This window comes from Rhodococcus sp. LW-XY12 (assembly GCF_019317345.1).
Taxonomy (GTDB): Bacteria; Actinomycetota; Actinomycetes; order Mycobacteriales; family Mycobacteriaceae; genus Rhodococcus; species Rhodococcus pyridinivorans.
The window spans coordinates 2,745,698-2,760,836 of sequence record NZ_CP079225.1; the positions used below are offsets into that span (position 1 = coordinate 2,745,698).

The following is a 15,139-nucleotide window of genomic DNA, read 5'->3' on the forward strand; positions in this document are numbered from 1 at the left end:
GGTCCGATCGATGGACGTCACCGACCGGACCGGAGGTCAGTGGGCGGCGCTGACCGAGGACATGTGGAAGTCGGGGATGCGCACCGGCGGCATCGCGGTGCGGGTGAACCAGTCCTTCCACTCCCGCGGCAGGGTGCGTTCGGTGGCGCCGATCTCGGTGGCGCGGCCGAGCAGATCGACCGGGGATTCGTTGAACCGGAAGTTGTTCACCGCCGCCCGCACCTGCCCGTCCTCGACGAGATACACCCCGTCGCGGGTCAGGCCGGTCAGCAACAGCACCGCCGGATCGACCTCCCGCAGGTACCACACGGTGGTCAGCAGCAGACCGCGTTCGGTGCGGGCGATCATGTCGTCCACATCGGCAGTGCTGCCACCGGTGAGCAGCAGATTCTCACCCGGCGCCGTGGGGGTGGCCCCGAATTCGGCGGCTGCGGCCCGCGGATACGCCAGCGCGTGCAGGGCGCCGTCGCGGAGCCAGTCGACCCGCGAGGCGCTCATCCCGGTGTCGAACACCGAGACGCTGTCGGTGGAGGCGGTGGCGACCACGAACGGCGCATAACCGAGCCCCGGGGCGGCCGGATCGGACGTCAACGTCACCGGCAGCGCGGCGATCTGCTCGCCGAGGCGGGTTCCGCCGGGCCCCGCCCACACCGACCGGCCCTCCTCGGCGCCGCGCCCGTCCAGGGACCACAGCAGCGGGATCATCAGGTCCGCGACCACCGAGGGTGGCAGCAGCGTCTCGTACCGTCCGGCGGGCAGGTCGACGCGGGTACCGGCCCAGTCCAGCCGCCGCGCCAGTTCGGCACGCAGCGGATCCATCGCGATGTCGGTGAAGTCGACGGTGCCGGCGCCGACCCAGGCGCTCGCCCCGGTCAGGCCGCCGCGTTTGCCGTTGATCTCGAGCGACCCGTCGCGTTGCACCCAGCGGCGCCGCACCCCCGTGGAGGTGCCCAGCCACATCGTCGTGGATTGGTGGTGGGCGAATCCGTAGAGGGCGTCGGTGTCGTCGAAGCCGGCGGCGAGCCCGTCGAGGAGCGGGGCGAAGACCTCGACGTCGGTGCCGACGGCCTCGTCGCCCCACTGCGGGTCGGTGTCGTCGCCGTCGATCAACGGCATCGCATCCGGGGCCGCCGGGGCCTGCTGCGCGGCCGCCCACGCCGCGGCAACCACCGCGCCGATGTCGTCGGCGTCGACGATCGGGGCGCTGACCACCCCGCAGTGCGCCCCGTCGGGGGTGCGGCGGATCGCGAGGATCGTGGCGCCGCGGGCACGGGCGGAGCCGTTGGTGGTCATCGAACTGCCGGCCCACCGCAGCGACGCCTCGGCACTGTCGGTGACCATCACGATGGTCTCGTCGGCAGGCGAGGTCGCCAGGGCGGTTTCGACGAGTCGGTCTCCGGGGATCATCGGCCACCTTCCTGCACCGTGTTGAGCACGTTCACGCCGCGCACCAGCACCGACGGGCAGCCGTGCGAGACGGACGCGAACTGCCCGGGTTGCGCCTTGCCGCAGTTCATCGCGCCGCCGAGCTGCCAGGTCGACGCGCCGCCGACCGCCTCGAGGGCACCCCAGAACTCGGTGGTCGACGCCTGATAGGCCACATCGCGGACCTGCCCGGCGAGCCGGCCGCCGCGGATCCGGTAGAACCGCTGACCGGTGAACTGGAAATTGTGCCGCTGCATGTCGATCGACCAACTGCGATCGCCGACGATGTACAGCCCGTCGTCGACCCCGGCGATCAGATCGGCGGTGCTGCGATCGACGCTCGGATCGGGTCGCAGCGACACGTTCGCCATCCGCTGGATCGGCACGTGATGCGCCGAATCGGCGTAGGCGCAGCCGTTCGAGCGGGCCACCCCGAGCTTCGGGGCGAACGCCCGGTCGAGTTGGTAGCCGACGAGCACCCCGTCCTTCACGAGATCCCAGGACTGGGCGGCGACCCCGTCGTCGTCGTAGCCGACGGTGGCCATGCCGTGCGGTTCGGTGCGGTCGGCGGTGACGTGCATGACGTCGCTGCCGTAGCGCAGGCTGCCGAGCAGGTCGGGGGTGGCGAAGGAGGTGCCGGCGTAGGCGGCCTCGTAGCCGATGGCGCGGTCGTATTCGGTGGCGTGCCCGACCGATTCGTGGATCGTCAGCCACAGATTCGTCGGGTCGATCACCAGATCGGTGCGGCCCGGGATCACCGACGGGGCCTGCGCCTTCTCCGCGAGCTGCTCGGGCAGTTCGGCGAGCTCACGGCTCCAGTCCCACCACCGGTCCGAGGCCACATACTCCCAGCCGCGGCCGGCCGGCGGGGCCAGGGTGCGCATCGACTCGAAGGTGCCGGCCTCACGGTCGACGCGGGTCGCGTCGAGGTCGGAGTGGATCCGCACCCGCTGCTGGGTGATCGTCGACCCGGCGAGATCGGCGTAGAAGGTCTGTTCCTTGACCAGCGTCAGATTCGCGGCGACGTGGTCGACGCCGTCGGCGTCCTGCAGTCGCCGCGAACGGTCCTCGAGCACCGCGATGCGCTCGGCGGCGGGGACGGTGAACGGGTCGATCTCGTACGGCGAGACCCACACCGCGTCCCGGTGGACCGCTTCGTCGGCCCACTGCACCGGATCCCGGTTCAACGCGCGCAGGGTGCGGGCGACCGCGACGGCGCGGGCCGCGGCGTCGGCGGCGCCGTCCGGGCCGGGCACCGGATGCGACGCGAATCCCCAGGTGCCGTCGAGCAGCACCCGCACCGCCACCCCGCAGTCGCTGTCGTCCACCGCCGCCTGCAGGGCGCCGTCGCGCAGGGTGCTCGTCCCGGTCCGGATCCGATGCACCCGCACATCGGCGTGACTCGCGCCCGCCGCCCGCGCGACCGTCAGGCCCGCGTCGGCGGCCGCGTGCAACGGCAGGGCCAGGAAATTGTCGTCCACCGCATTCACCCGCCCACGGTAACGCCGGGATGTGCGGCATCGGGGTTGCCGCACCGAGCCCCGCGGGGTGGTTCAGCCGAACTGTTCGATGCCGAGCCGGATCACCATGGCGATCACCACGACCAGCAACACCACCCGCACGAACCCGGCGCCGCGGGCGAGCGCCATCCGGGAGCCGAGCACCGAGCCGGCGACATTGCACACCGCCAGCGCCGCCCCGAGCGCCCACCACACGTGCCCGCCGACGGCGAACAGGACCAGCGCCCCGAGATTCGAGCCGAAGTTGAGCACCTTCGCCATCGCCGCCGAGGTGACGAACTCGCTGCCGAGCATCGCCGCGAACACGATGATGAAGAAGGTGCCGGTGCCGGGCCCGAGGATCCCGTCGTAGAAGCCGATCACCGCCGCGGCCGTGACCACGACGGTGGCCAGCCGCAGCGTGGACGGGCGGCGGGTGTTGCCGGTGCCGAGTTTCGGGCGGGCGGTGACGAACACCGCCACCGCGACGAGCACGACCATCACGATCGGGATGAACACCTCCCGGTCGATGAGCGAGACCGCCGCCGCCCCCGCCGCCGCGGCCAGCGCGGCGACCAGGGCGGCGGGGCCGAGCAGCGACCAGCGCAGCGGGATGCGCCGCGCGAAGGTCAGCACCGCCGCGCCGGTCCCGCAGATCGCGGTGAGCTTGTTCGTCGCCAGCGCCGCCTGTGGCGTCAATTGCGGGGCGACGAGGAACAGGGCGGGCAGCAGGATCAGCCCGCCGCCGCCGACCACCGCGTCCACCCAGCCGGCGGCTGTCGCGGCGGTCATCAGCAACGCCCAGTCACCTGCAGTCATGGCGGCCATTCGATCACGCGCCGCATCCGCGGGTCGGGTGCGGGAGCAAAACCGGTGGCCCGTTCGTTGACCGGACAGAAACCGCCGACGGAAGGAAGTCCCGCCGTGTACCCGTTGTTGTTCGTGCTCTACGTCGTGGCGGAGATCGCGGTGCTGGCCTGGCTCGGCTCCACCCTCGGAGCCCTGGCCACCGTGTTGATCTTCCTCGGTGTCAGCGCCGCCGGTTATCTCGTGCTCGCCGCCCTGGGTCGCCGCGCGCTGCGCAACCTCGGTGAGCTGCGCGGTGGCCGGGCGCCGCACGCGAATTCCCCGGAGCGGGTGCTCACCGACGGCGCGCTCGTCGGCGCCGGCGCGGCCCTGGTGCTGATTCCCGGCATCGTCAGCACCGTGCTCGGGGTGCTGCTGTTGCTGCCGTCCCGCGCCGCGCTGCGTCCGGCGGTGCGCACGCTGGTCGCGCGGCGGGCCCGCGTCACCGGGTTCTCCGCGCAGCGGCTGGTGGTGGTCGACGGGCAGGTCGTCGATCACAGTGTCGTCGGTGGTGCCCCGCACCTGACCGGTGGTGCGGCCGTGACCGAGCAGGTCGACGACCGTGGCACCGTGCTCGAAGGGGAGATCGTGGAGACCCCGCGCCGCCGCGAGGAGCGGTAACGGGCAGACTGGGCACTCGTGAGCCCTGCACCGCACACCCAGCTTCTCGTCGGCGGCCGCATCTACAGCGCCAGCGCCCCCGATGCCACCGCGATGGCCGTCACCGACGGCACGGTCGTGTGGGTCGGGCAGGACCGGCCCGGCCGCGCCCTGCACCCGGACGCCGAGATCGTCGACCTGCACGGCGCGTTCGTCGCCCCCGGTTTCGTCGACACCCACGTGCACACCACCAGCCACGGCCTGGCGTTGACCGGGCTGGATCTGACCGATGCCGTCGACCGCGACGACGCATTGCGCCGGGTCCGCGCGCACGCCGATGCGCACGACGACGCGGTGATCTGGGGGCACGGCTGGGACGAGACCCGCTGGCCCGACCCGACGCCACCGACCACCGCCGACCTCGATGCCGCCGCCCCGGCCCGGCTCGTCTATCTCGGCCGGATCGATGCGCATTCGGCGGCGGCGTCGAGCGCGTTGCGGGCCGTCGCCGAACCCCTCGACGAGCTGGCCGGCTTCGATCCGCAGCAGCCGCTGACCGCCGCGGCGCATCATGCGGTGCGCGGCGCCGCCCGCCGCGGGCTGACCGCCGCGCAGCGTGCCCGCGCCCGCCTGGCGGCCCTCGACGATTTCGCCGCGCACGGTTACGTCGCGGTGCACGAATGCGCCGGCCCCGACATCTCCGGGCTCGACGACTTCACCGAACTGCTCGGCACCGACCATCCGGTGCAGGTGCGCGGCTACTGGGGTCAGGCGGTGCGCACCGGCGAGGAAGCCGCGGAGCTGCTCGCCGAGACCGGCGCCGATGCCCTGGGCGGGGATCTGTTCGTCGACGGGTCGATCGGTTCGCACACCGCCGCGCTGGCCCGCCCGTACGACGATCTGCCGGACTGCTGCGGCACCCGCTATCTGACCGAGGACGAGCTGACCGCGCACGTGCGCGCGTGCACCTCGGCGGGCATTCAGGCCGGTTTCCACGTCATCGGTGACGCGGCGACCACCGCCGCGGTCGCGGCCTTCGAGGCGGTCGCCGCGGAGGTCGGGGGACCGGTGCTCGCCGCGCGCGGGCATCGGCTCGAGCACGTCGAGTCGTTGACGGTCGCGCAGGCGGAGGTGTTGTCGCGGTACGGGGTGATCGCGAGCATGCAGCCGAGCTTCGACGCCTTGTGGGGCGGGGCGGACGGGATGTACGCGCAGCGGCTCGGCGCCGACCGCGCCGCGGCGTTGAACGCGTTCGCGCCGCTGGCAGCGACCGGGCTGGCGTTGGCGTTCGGCTCGGATGCGCCGGTGACGGCGCCGCGGCCGTGGCCGATGCTGCGGGCGGCGGTGCACCACCGCACCGAGGGCAGCGGGATCTCGCCGCGGGCGGCGTTCGCCGCTGCGACCCGCGGGGCGTGGCGCGCTGGTGGGGTGCGTGACGGTCTGGCCGGCACCCTCGATCCGGGGGCGCCGGCGTCGTATGCGATCTGGGAGGTCGGGGAGTTGGTGGTCAGCGCTCCGAAGGATTCGGTGCAGCGGTGGTCGACGGATCCGCGGTCGCGGGTGGCGCCGCTGCCGGATCTCGCCCCGGGCACCGCCGATCCGGTGCTGGTGCGCAGTGTGCACCGCGGCCGGGTCGTGTACGCGCGGTGACCGGCCGGCCCTTCGCGACGGTCACCGTGCGGGCGGTGCGTGTCGTCGCGCTGCGCGCGCTGCTGGCCGTCGTCGCGGGAGTGTTGCTGTTCGCGTCGTTCCCGCCGCGGCCGCTGTGGTTCCTCGCCCCCGTCGGGATCGCGCTCCTGGTCGGTGTATCGACTGCAGTACCGATGCGGCGACGCGCCGGGTTCGGCTACGGCTATCTCGCCGGCCTCGGTTTCCTGGTGCCGCTGCTGCCCTGGATCGGCGTCTATGTCGGTCCGTTGCCGTGGTTGGCGCTCGCCGCCGCCGAGGCGGTCTTCGTCGGCCTGTTCGGGGCGCTGGTGGTGCACCTGCGGTCGTTGCCGGTCGCGCCGTTGTGGATCGCGGCGGCGTGGAGCCTGACCGAATGGTTGCGCTCGAGCGTGCCGTTCGGTGGGTTCCCGTGGGGTCGGCTGGCGTTCGGCCAGCCCGACGGTGGGTTCGTCTCCCTCGCCGTCGTCGGCGGCGCCCCGCTGGTGTCGTTCGCCGTGGCCGCGACCGGCGCCGGGCTCGCCGCCCTCGCCCTGACCGCCTCCCGCCGTCCCCGCCCCGTGCGGGCCTGGACGGTGCCGGTCGCGGTGACGCTGCTCGGTCCGCTGCTCGCCGCGGCGGCGTGGCCGCTGGTGCGCACCGCCACCGACGAGTCGTCGACGGTGACGGTCGCGGCGATCCAGGGCAGTGTGCCGCGCCTGGGCCTGGACTTCAACGCCCAACGCAAGGCGGTGCTCGACAATCATGTCGCCCGCACCCTCGTCCTCGCCGAGGACGTCGCCGCCGGACGGGCCCCGGCCCCGGATGTGGTGATCTGGCCGGAGAACGCCTCCGATATCGACCCGCTGCGCAACGCCGATGCCGCACGCGACATCTCCGCCGCGTCCGCCGCGATCGACGCGCCGATCCTCGTCGGGGCGGTGCTCGTCAACGACGACCGGACCACCACCAATTCGGTGATCGTGTGGGACGCGCAGACCGGTCCGGGGGAGCGGCACGACAAGAAGATCATCCAGCCGTTCGGCGAGTACCTGCCGTGGCGGTCGTTCTTCCGGTTGTTCTCCGAGTACGCCGACCGCGCCGGCCATTTCGTGCCCGGCGACGGCGACGGCATGGTCACCGCCGGCGGCATCGACATCGGGGTGGCGACCTGCTACGAGGTGGCCTTCGACCGGGCGTTCCGCGACTCGATCGACGCCGGCGCCCAGTTGCTGGCGGTGCCGACGAACAACGCCACCTTCGGCGACACCGAGATGACCTATCAGCAGCTGGCGATGTCGCGAGTGCGGGCCGTCGAGCACGGCCGGGCCGTGATCGTCGCGGCGACCAGCGGGGTCAGCGCGATCGTCGATCCGGCCGGTCGGGTGCAGCAGAGCACACCGTTGTTCGTGCCCGATGCCCTGGTGGCGCAGGTGCCCGTGCGCGCAGACGTTACGCTGGCTAGTCGGCTCGGAGTGGCGCCGGAGCTTGTGCTCTGCGCCGCGGCCGTGGCCGCCGCCGGTTTCGTCCTGGTGCGAGGACGGCGGGAGAAGGCCGGTGCGGCAGCTCGCACCAGCACCGGCGCAGCAGGAGCACCGGCCGGTGGCCGGTTCGACAAGGAGGACCTCTGATGGCAGCGGCGACGCCGGCCGGGAACGACAGCGCACCCAGCGCCCGCACCCTGGTGATCATTCCGACCTACAACGAGCGGGAGAACCTCGGTCGGATCATCACGCGGCTGCACGCTGCGCTGCCGCACACCCATGTCCTCGTCGTCGACGACGGCAGTCCCGACGGCACCGGTGACCTCGCCGACGACCTCGCCGCCGCCGACGAGCGCATCGCGGTGCTGCACCGCACCGAGAAGAACGGTCTCGGTGCCGCCTACATCGCCGGTTTCCGGTGGGGGCTCGAGCACGGCTACACGGTGCTCGTGGAGATGGACGCCGACGGCAGCCACGCCCCCGAGCAGTTGCACCTGCTGCTGGAGAAGGTCGACGCCGGCGCTGATCTGGTGCTCGGCTCCCGTTACGTGCCCGGCGGCACGGTGGTGAACTGGCCGTGGCACCGCGAGGTGCTCTCCCGCGGCGGCAACATCTACTCGCGTCTCGCGCTGGGGGTGTCGATCCAGGACATCACCGGCGGCTACCGTGCCTACCGCCGTGAGGTGCTCGAGAAGCTCGACCTCGACGCGATCGCCTCGCACGGCTACTGCTTCCAGGTCGATCTGGCGTGGCGCACCCTGCAGGCCGGATTCACCGTCGCCGAGGTGCCCATCACGTTCACCGAACGGGAAATCGGCGAGTCGAAGATGAACGGCAACATCGTGCAGGAGGCCCTCGTGCGGGTCACCGTGTGGGGGCTGCGCAGTCGTCTCGCGCGGTTGCGGGCACTGCTGGGTCGCTGACTCGGCCCGCGCGGCCGGGATACCAGGCGCTGTGCGGCCACGGCGCTAGGCGCTGCGCGGCCGAGGCGCTAGGCGCTGTGCGGCCACGGCCAGCGGGCGTCGAGTTCCTCCCCGAGCCCCAGTCCCGCGCACAGCCGGCGGATGGCGCTGCAGTCCTGCACCACCGGCCGGCCCTCGGTCACGGCGATGGTGTCGGCGACCAACTCGTCGCCGCCGGGGATGTTCTCGCGCGCGATGATCGCCGCCCAGGTGGAGGTGTCGGCGCCGGTGAACGCCGCGACCGCGGTACCAAGCGCGTCGAGCAGCCGCACCCGATCGGTGTCGTCGAGTTCGGTGAGCACCGCAGTGAGCAGCCCACCCGCGAGGGAGGCGTGGCACAGCTCGTCGCGGCGGTGCACCGCCACCGTCGCGCGGTTGACCGGTTGCAGCTCCGGGTCGGTGGTGAGCAACGCCAGATAGGCGCTGATCGAAGTCTCTGCGACGGTGGTGAACGCCAGCTGCACCAGCGCCGCGTCCCGCGGGGTCTCGGCGTGCGCGACCGCGGCGCGATGCTCGCGCACGGTCGGGCACGGCGGCAGCACCGACTCCTTCAGCGCCCAGCCGCGGCGGCGGCGGGTGAGCACGTTGGCCTGCTGGTGCATGAGGGTGTGGTACTGCTCGTCGACCATCGCCTGGAGCACCCCGGTGACCACCGTGTCGGACGGGCCGATACCGAAGGCGTCCTCGGTGATCAACGCGAAGCCGGGGTTGACGACGTGCTGTTCGATGTCGACGACGCTCTTGTTGTAGGCGATCCACGCCCAGGCCCGCAGCCGCGCCTGTTGTTGTTCGTCGAGCGCGAGATAACGCGGATGCTCGGCGAAGGGCAGCATCTGCTCGGGATAGTCGGCGCGGTCCGCCTCGAACAGCGCGTCGAGGTCGACCTCGGGTTTCTTGACGGCGGCGCGGCGCGGCCACGAGCGGGTCAGCCCGGCGATCACCGCGCTCTCCGCCGGATCGGACGGGTCGTACTGCGGGAGTTCCGGCGCGCGCAGCTGCGGGCCGGGGATGTCGGATTCGTTCATGTCCGGCTCCTTTCCTCGCTCGGACCGCCGACCGCGCCCGGATCGCGGGGCAGTGCCGCGAACAGCTGCCCGCACAGCTGCGTGGCGGCGGGTTGCCCGTCGCCGAGCGCGGCGCGGGCCCGGTCGAGCAGCGCCGCGAAGTCGGGCAGGGCGTCGGTGGCGGCGTCGAGATCGGCGACCGCGCCGGCGAGGGCGCGGCGGGCGGTGGCGGCGTACGGGTTGGTGAGCTGGATGTCGTGGTAGACCTCGGCGGTGCCACCGGAAACGCGGGCGAGCAGCGCGCGCAGCACGGTGTGCGGGGGCGCGGCGACCCGCGCGGCGGCATCCGGCACGTCGAGCCGGTCGAGGGCGATACCGAACGCGAGGATCGCGGCGTGGGTGAGCACCTGCACGGCGGCGGTGATCCGGTCGTGTTCGTCGGCGGTGGTCTCGACCACGGTGGCACCCCAGTCGCGCAGCGCCGCGACGAACTCGGTCACGACCGGTGCGTCGTGGTGACGCACCGCCACCACGGGCCGGCCGGGCAATCCGAGATCGGGGGCGAACATCGGGTTGATGCCGAGCGTGGGGGCGCCGGGCCGGTAGGTGTGCAGCGCCGCGGCGATCGGGGTCTTCACCGACAGGGTCTCCACCAGCAGGGTGTGCGGGGGCAGCAGCCGCGCGAGCACCGGCAGGGCGGCACCGGCGACGACGTCGGGGACGGCGAGGACCACGATGTCGGCGCCGTCGAGTGCCGCGGCGAGGCGGGTGTCGGGGGCGGTCAGATCGGCGCGCAGCATCCCGGGTGCAGCCGGGGCGGCGGCCGGGTCGACGACGAGCACCTGACGGCCGGCCTCGCGCAACGCCGCGGTGAGCAAGGCGCCGACGGCGCCGCATCCGCCGGCGACGATCACCCGGCCGGGCGTGGTCACGGCCCGGCCCGCCCCGGCAGCACCGGTGGCCCGTCGACGAGATCGTCCGGGTCCGCGGAGCCGACCGCCCCGGCTCCGTTGGTCGGGGTGGTGTCGCGGGCCGCGGCGAGGCAGCGGCGCATCACCACGGATTTGACGAGGGTCTCGTCGAGTTCGTCGTCCGGATCGGACAGCGCCACGATCGCCCCCCCGATCCCGAAGGTGACCTCGTGGGCGGTGGCGACGAGGGTGCGGATGACCACCGACAGGTCGGCGGCGCCGGTCGGCGACAGATATCCGATGGCCCCGGAGTACACCCCGCGGGGGCCGTCCTCGAGCTTGTCGATGATCTCCATGGTGCGCAGCTTCGGGGCACCGGTCATCGATCCGCCGGGGAAGGCGGCGCGCACACAGTCCACCGCCGAGACGTCCGGACGCAGCGTGCCGCGCACCGTGGACACCAGCTGATGCACCGCCGCATAGGTTTCCACCGCGAACAGTGCCGGCACGTGCACCGAGCCGGGCACGCACACCCGCGACAGGTCGTTGCGCACCAGATCGACGATCATCAGGTTCTCGGAGCGGTCCTTTTTGCTGGCCCACAGTTCGTCCCGCAACGCGGCGTCCTCGCCGGGGGTCCGGCCACGTGGGCGGGTGCCCTTGATCGGTTTCGATTCGACGGTGCCGTCGGCGTCGATCCGCAGGAACCGTTCCGGGGAGGCGCTGAGCACCGCGACCTCGGGGAAGTCGAGCAGCGCACTGTAGGGGGTGGGGCTGATGCGGCGCAACGCCCGATAGGTGCTCAGCGGGTCGATGCCGCCGTCGACGGTGACGGTGTTCGTCAGACACACCTCGTAGGTCTCGCCGCTGCGGATCTCGTTCTGGCACTGGGCGATCAGATCGAGATAGCGCTGCGGGGAGTGCCGCAGCCGCAGTTGCGGGCCACCGTCCGCGCCGATCAGCGGCACCGGGATCTGCTCGTCGGTCACCGGTTCGGGCAGCGCCGACAGGATCGCGGCGGTCGCGTCGAACCAGGCAAGGGTCTCGGGATCGTCGGTGTCCTCGGTCAGGGCGAGCAGATAGCAGCAGCGGTCGTCGTGGTCGACGATCACCGCCCGGTCGGCGAAGACCAGCGCGGCGTCGGCGTAGGGGGAGGTGTGCACGAGTTGCGCGCCGGCGTCGGCCTTGAGTTCGTAGCCGAGATACCCGACGTAGCCGAGCGCGAACCCGAACGGCAGGTCGTCGCGGGCGGCAGCGCGGCGCTCCGCGAGGCGGGCGGTGAGATGGTCGAAGACGGGGCGGCGGTGTTCCTCGACGGTGCCGTCGGCGCGGTGTTCGCGCACGATGCCCTCCCCGACCCGGTAGGTCAGGTAGTCGGCGCGGGGTCCGGCGCCGTTGCCGAGGACGGTGAACCGCGACTGCGGCTCCAGCGCGGCGCTGCCGTCGAGCCAGAAGCCGTGCGGGCCGGCGGCGAAGAGCGCCTCGTACACCGCGGACGGGTCGGGGTGCAGCGGCAGCCGGCGGCTGGCCAGCAGATAGCGCGGAGCCGGTTCGGGTACCGGTTCCGGATCGACGGGGGCGGTGACGGTGATCGGGCTGCGCGGCGGGGTGGCGTCGCGGAAGTTGGCGAGCAGTTGCGCGCCGTGGGCGGTGCCGATCGATTCGGGATGGAACTGCACCCCCCACAGCGGCCGGTGCCGGTGCGCGACGGCCATGAGCAACCCGTCCGGGGTGTGGGCGGTGGCGACGAGCTCGTCGGGGACGGGGTCGGCGATCAGCGAGTGGTAGCGCACCGCCTCGAAGGGCGACGGCAGCCCGGCGAACAGGCCGGTGCCGTCGTGCAGGATCGGGCTGGTGCGGCCGTGCACCGGTTCGGGGGCGGTGATCACGGCGCTGCCGAACAGCTGGCACAGCCCTTGATGGCCCAGGCACACCCCGAGCAGCGGCACTTCGGCGTCGGTGAGGGCGCGGGCGCTGATCCCGAAGTCCCTGGCCCGGTCGGGTCGGCCCGGGCCGGGGGAGATGACGATGTTGTCGAACGGTTCGGCGACGAGCTCGTCCCAGCTGCGATCGTTGGTGAGCACCCGCGGCGGGATGCCGTTGACGCGGGTGATCAGGTCGTAGAGGTTGTAGGTGAACGAGTCGTAGTTGTCGATCAACACCGTGCGGATCGGTCGGGGCGCGGACACGACGGGCCTCAGTTCGTGCCGTCGCCGCGGCGACCGGAGCCGACCCGGTCCGCGGGGGCGCCGCCGGAGACGATGCGGTCCTCGACCCGGCATGCCTCGTCGATGAGCAGGGTGTACAGCGAGCGCACGAAGTCGCCGGACAGGCCGTGCCTGTGCGCGTAGTCCTGGGCGCGGCGGTGCACGACCTCCATGCGGCCGGGTTGCAGCACGTCGAGGCCGTGGCGTTGCTTGAGTTCGGCGACGCGTCCGCACACCTCGAGGCGGGCGCGGATCCCGTCGAGCAGGGTCCGGTCGATGTCGTCGAGTTCGGCACGCAGGTCGGCCAAATCGGCGGCCTGTGTCGGCGGCGCGTCCGCCGCAGTGTGGTGACGGTCGGTCACGGACATTCACCCCCTTGCAAGCGACCCGCCGGAGCACCGGCGCGAAGGTCGTGGATCGGGCGTGCCGATCATGATCGATCGGCGTGCGATCATGATTGCACGCACCGTCCGGCCGATATCGACGATTGATCGATTCGTGGCGGGGCCGCAATCGAATTCGCGGAACCACCGTCCCGTCGGGCTGCGCTTGCGGGGTCCGTAACGACGTGTGCCGCCCCGGACGATCGTCCGGGGCGGCACACGTACGTGTTCGGCGGCGCGGGTGTCAGGCGCCGCGGCGCTTGGCCTTGAGCAGGTCCAGGCGCTCTTTGAGCAGGTCCTCGAGTTCCTCGACGGAGCGACGCTCGAGCAGCATGTCCCAGTGGGTGCGCGGCGGCTTGACCTTCTTCGGCTCCGGTGCGGCGCCCTCGACCAGGGTGCCCTCGAGGCCGTTCTTGCAGATCCAGGTGCCGGGGATCTCCGCGTCGTCCGCGAACGGCACGTCGTATTCCTCGCCGTTGTCGCAGCGGTAGCGCGCGATTCGCCGCGGCGCCAGATCGTGGTCGCGGTCGGTTTCGTAGCTCACCGCCCCGAGTCGGCTGCCTCGCAGTACACGATCTGCCATGGTGGTGTCCTTCCTTGTGTGCTCCGCCCGGGTGACGATGCCGTGCGGCATCGACACCGGGCTCGACGTCCACTGTGCTCAACGTCTGCGGAGCCGATTCCGTTCCCGCGGCCCACCGAGGAGCCGAGGGACCAGTCTACCGACTCGCCGCACCGCCGCGCGCACGGTGCCCGCACCGGCCCGTGCGTCCGGGGTTCCCGCCGCCCCGCCGGGGGTGCAGGTGGGCAGTACAGTGACGCTCGTGACCGGACGTGACACCCGAGCGAGCACGTGCCTGTGGTGCGGGCGCCCGGTACCGGAGATCGGCACCGGGCGGCGACGCCGCTACTGCCGCCAGTCGTGTCGGCAACGCGCCTACGAGCAGCGCAGCAGCGCCCGCCGCGCCGGACTGCCCGAGGATTCGGTGGTGCTCACCGCCGGCGAGGTCGAGGCACTCGCCGACCGCGCGTTCCGGGCGCGCTGCGCCGCCGAGGACGTCGCCACCGCGGTCGCCGAGGGCGCCGCGGCCGACGAGCTGACCGCCCTGTGCGCGGAGCTGCTCGATCTGGCCCGCGACGCCGAACGGCTGCGTTGACCGCCCCGATCGGGGAGCGCGGGCTCAGGCGAAGAAGCCACCCATGGTGTAGATCACCTGGCAGAACGCACCGTTGGCGTACTGCAGCGAGCCGAACAGGGCGCCGAGCACCGCGCCGGGACCGCTGTCGATCACTGTGGACTGCAATCCGCCGCCGTTGTTGTCGAGGGTGGCGACCCCGGCCCGGATGTTCTCCATGTTGATCCACACGAATTTCAGGTCCGAGGCGGTCACCGGCGCACCGGCGGTGGGTTCGACGATCACCTCGATCGACCCGAACGGCACCTGACCGTGCGGGCCGGGATGCACCCACGCGGTGGTCATCGCGAACGGCACGAAACCGCCGCCGCAGCCCGGACCGACGGTCGGTGCGGGTGACGAGAACGGCTGCGGGATGTTCTTCGGTGGCGGCGCGAACGGATCCGCCGAGCCGGAGTCGGCGACGAGCCGCTCGAGCGCGGCGAGGGTCTCGGGGGAGTCGGCGACCTCCGCGCGCAGCTGATCGAGCGGCACCCCCGGCGGGGCGGTGTCGGCGGCGGCCTGGGCGGGGGCCGCGAGCAGGGCTGCGGCGAGCAGGGCGGTGACGAGCGGGGCGGATCGGCGACGCAACATCTCGGGCTCCTTCGAATCGGGTCGAGCGGGCGGGACGAGACGATCCGGTCGCGATCCGATCACGCACGGGTCGCGGCACGGGGGCACGATGGTGACGGCCGCTTCGAGAATAAGGAGAGCTGTCCGGTTTCGGGGCGTTTCCGGCGAGCCCGATCCTGCTTCGACGCCGACCTCATTCGTCACTCCGGTCACGAACAGGGCATTCCTCCCGGCCGTCGGGAAAACGTTATCGAAACGCGACTGATCCCCTGCACGGGAACGATTTCCGAGGTCACTCGCGGTTCCGTACCGGTCCTGTCGCGGCACGGGCACGGCCTCCGGGGCGCATCGGCGGGTAGTGGTGCGGTCGTCGCCGCAATCCGGTCGTACCGGTCGCACAGGTGGTCTAGCTTGTTGTGTGGTCCC

General features: G+C 72.4%; 14 protein-coding genes. 5 read left to right on the forward strand and 9 right to left on the reverse strand.

Annotation, left to right across the window (positions count from 1 at the left end; translation table 11 throughout):
• Positions 1–36: 36 nt before the first annotated feature.
• From KXC42_RS12890 to KXC42_RS12900, 3 genes are all read right to left on the reverse strand, one after another.
• Positions 37–1,407 carry a metallopeptidase TldD-related protein gene (locus tag KXC42_RS12890; protein ID WP_006550016.1) on the reverse strand — a complete coding sequence of 457 codons (1,371 nt, stop codon included), beginning with the start codon at positions 1,405–1,407 and terminating at the stop codon, positions 37–39.
• On the reverse strand, positions 1,404–2,915 hold the full coding sequence (locus tag KXC42_RS12895; RefSeq protein WP_219129114.1) for a TldD/PmbA family protein: 1,512 nt from the start codon (positions 2,913–2,915) through the stop codon (positions 1,404–1,406). The genes KXC42_RS12890 and KXC42_RS12895 overlap by 4 nt, the downstream gene beginning before the upstream one ends.
• A gap of 63 nt (positions 2,916–2,978) precedes the next feature.
• Positions 2,979–3,743 (reverse strand): TSUP family transporter, encoded by a 765-nt coding sequence (locus KXC42_RS12900; RefSeq protein WP_039586459.1) that lies wholly within the window; start codon positions 3,741–3,743, stop codon positions 2,979–2,981.
• 105 nt (positions 3,744–3,848) lie between these two features.
• Between KXC42_RS12900 and KXC42_RS12905 the strand changes: the two genes are divergently transcribed.
• From KXC42_RS12905 to KXC42_RS12920, 4 genes are read left to right on the forward strand one after another with little or no spacing between them, the layout of a single operon-like run.
• Complete coding sequence (locus KXC42_RS12905; protein ID WP_219129115.1) at positions 3,849–4,391, forward strand: FxsA family protein; 543 nt, start codon at positions 3,849–3,851, stop codon at positions 4,389–4,391.
• Between the two features lie 18 nt (positions 4,392–4,409).
• Positions 4,410–6,020 (forward strand): amidohydrolase, encoded by a 1,611-nt coding sequence (locus KXC42_RS12910; RefSeq protein ID WP_039586453.1) that lies wholly within the window; start codon positions 4,410–4,412, stop codon positions 6,018–6,020.
• Entirely contained in the window at positions 6,017–7,645 is a 1,629-nt protein-coding gene (lnt, locus tag KXC42_RS12915) for an apolipoprotein N-acyltransferase (RefSeq protein ID WP_200886518.1), read from the forward strand. Before KXC42_RS12910 ends, lnt begins: the two co-directional genes overlap by 4 nt.
• Positions 7,645–8,421 carry a polyprenol monophosphomannose synthase gene (locus KXC42_RS12920; protein ID WP_006554797.1) on the forward strand — a complete coding sequence of 259 codons (777 nt, stop codon included), beginning with the start codon at positions 7,645–7,647 and terminating at the stop codon, positions 8,419–8,421. Before lnt ends, KXC42_RS12920 begins: the two co-directional genes overlap by 1 nt.
• Before the next feature lie 68 nt (positions 8,422–8,489).
• Here the strand turns inward: KXC42_RS12920 and KXC42_RS12925 are convergent, their stop codons facing one another.
• The 5 genes from KXC42_RS12925 to KXC42_RS12945 all read right to left on the reverse strand — a co-directional run bounded on the left by KXC42_RS12925 (position 8,490) and on the right by KXC42_RS12945 (position 13,548).
• Positions 8,490–9,485, reverse strand: a complete 996-nt coding sequence (locus KXC42_RS12925; protein ID WP_219129116.1) for a diiron oxygenase — start codon at positions 9,483–9,485, stop codon at positions 8,490–8,492.
• A complete protein-coding gene (locus KXC42_RS12930) occupies positions 9,482–10,396 on the reverse strand; it encodes a prephenate dehydrogenase (protein ID WP_033098292.1) in 915 nt (304 codons plus the stop codon). Before KXC42_RS12930 ends, KXC42_RS12925 begins: the two co-directional genes overlap by 4 nt.
• Positions 10,393–12,564, reverse strand: a complete 2,172-nt coding sequence (gene pabB / locus KXC42_RS12935; protein WP_039586455.1) for an aminodeoxychorismate synthase component I — start codon at positions 12,562–12,564, stop codon at positions 10,393–10,395. Before pabB ends, KXC42_RS12930 begins: the two co-directional genes overlap by 4 nt.
• 8 nt (positions 12,565–12,572) lie before the next feature.
• Positions 12,573–12,950, reverse strand: a complete 378-nt coding sequence (locus KXC42_RS12940) for a chorismate mutase (protein WP_219129117.1) — start codon at positions 12,948–12,950, stop codon at positions 12,573–12,575.
• 259 nt (positions 12,951–13,209) lie between these two features.
• On the reverse strand, positions 13,210–13,548 hold the full coding sequence (locus tag KXC42_RS12945; protein ID WP_006554802.1) for an RNA polymerase-binding protein RbpA: 339 nt from the start codon (positions 13,546–13,548) through the stop codon (positions 13,210–13,212).
• A 232-nt stretch (positions 13,549–13,780) separates the two neighbouring features.
• On the opposite strand from KXC42_RS12945, the gene KXC42_RS12950 reads away from it, so the two are divergent.
• Positions 13,781–14,122, forward strand: a complete 342-nt coding sequence (locus KXC42_RS12950; protein WP_006554803.1) for a hypothetical protein — start codon at positions 13,781–13,783, stop codon at positions 14,120–14,122.
• A 24-nt stretch (positions 14,123–14,146) separates the two neighbouring features.
• Here KXC42_RS12950 and KXC42_RS12955 read toward each other — a convergent pair whose 3' ends face one another.
• Positions 14,147–14,734 carry a hypothetical protein gene (locus KXC42_RS12955; RefSeq protein WP_033098325.1) on the reverse strand — a complete coding sequence of 196 codons (588 nt, stop codon included), beginning with the start codon at positions 14,732–14,734 and terminating at the stop codon, positions 14,147–14,149.
• Between the last annotated feature and the right edge of the window lie 405 nt (positions 14,735–15,139).

What these genes read in the sequence shown, in the direction of transcription:
- KXC42_RS12890 (WP_006550016.1), bottom strand. Translation starts at nt 1,407, where the DNA reads ATGATCCCCGGAGACCGACTCGTCGAAACCGCCCTGGCGACCTCGCCT.
- KXC42_RS12900 (WP_039586459.1), bottom strand. Translation starts at nt 3,743, where the DNA reads ATGACTGCAGGTGACTGGGCGTTGCTGATGACCGCCGCGACAGCCGCC.
- KXC42_RS12920 (WP_006554797.1), top strand. Translation starts at nt 7,645, where the DNA reads ATGGCAGCGGCGACGCCGGCCGGGAACGACAGCGCACCCAGCGCCCGC.
- KXC42_RS12925 (WP_219129116.1), bottom strand. Translation starts at nt 9,485, where the DNA reads ATGAACGAATCCGACATCCCCGGCCCGCAGCTGCGCGCGCCGGAACTC.
- KXC42_RS12940 (WP_219129117.1), bottom strand. Translation starts at nt 12,950, where the DNA reads ATGTCCGTGACCGACCGTCACCACACTGCGGCGGACGCGCCGCCGACA.
- KXC42_RS12945 (WP_006554802.1), bottom strand. Translation starts at nt 13,548, where the DNA reads ATGGCAGATCGTGTACTGCGAGGCAGCCGACTCGGGGCGGTGAGCTAC.
- KXC42_RS12955 (WP_033098325.1), bottom strand. Translation starts at nt 14,734, where the DNA reads ATGTTGCGTCGCCGATCCGCCCCGCTCGTCACCGCCCTGCTCGCCGCA.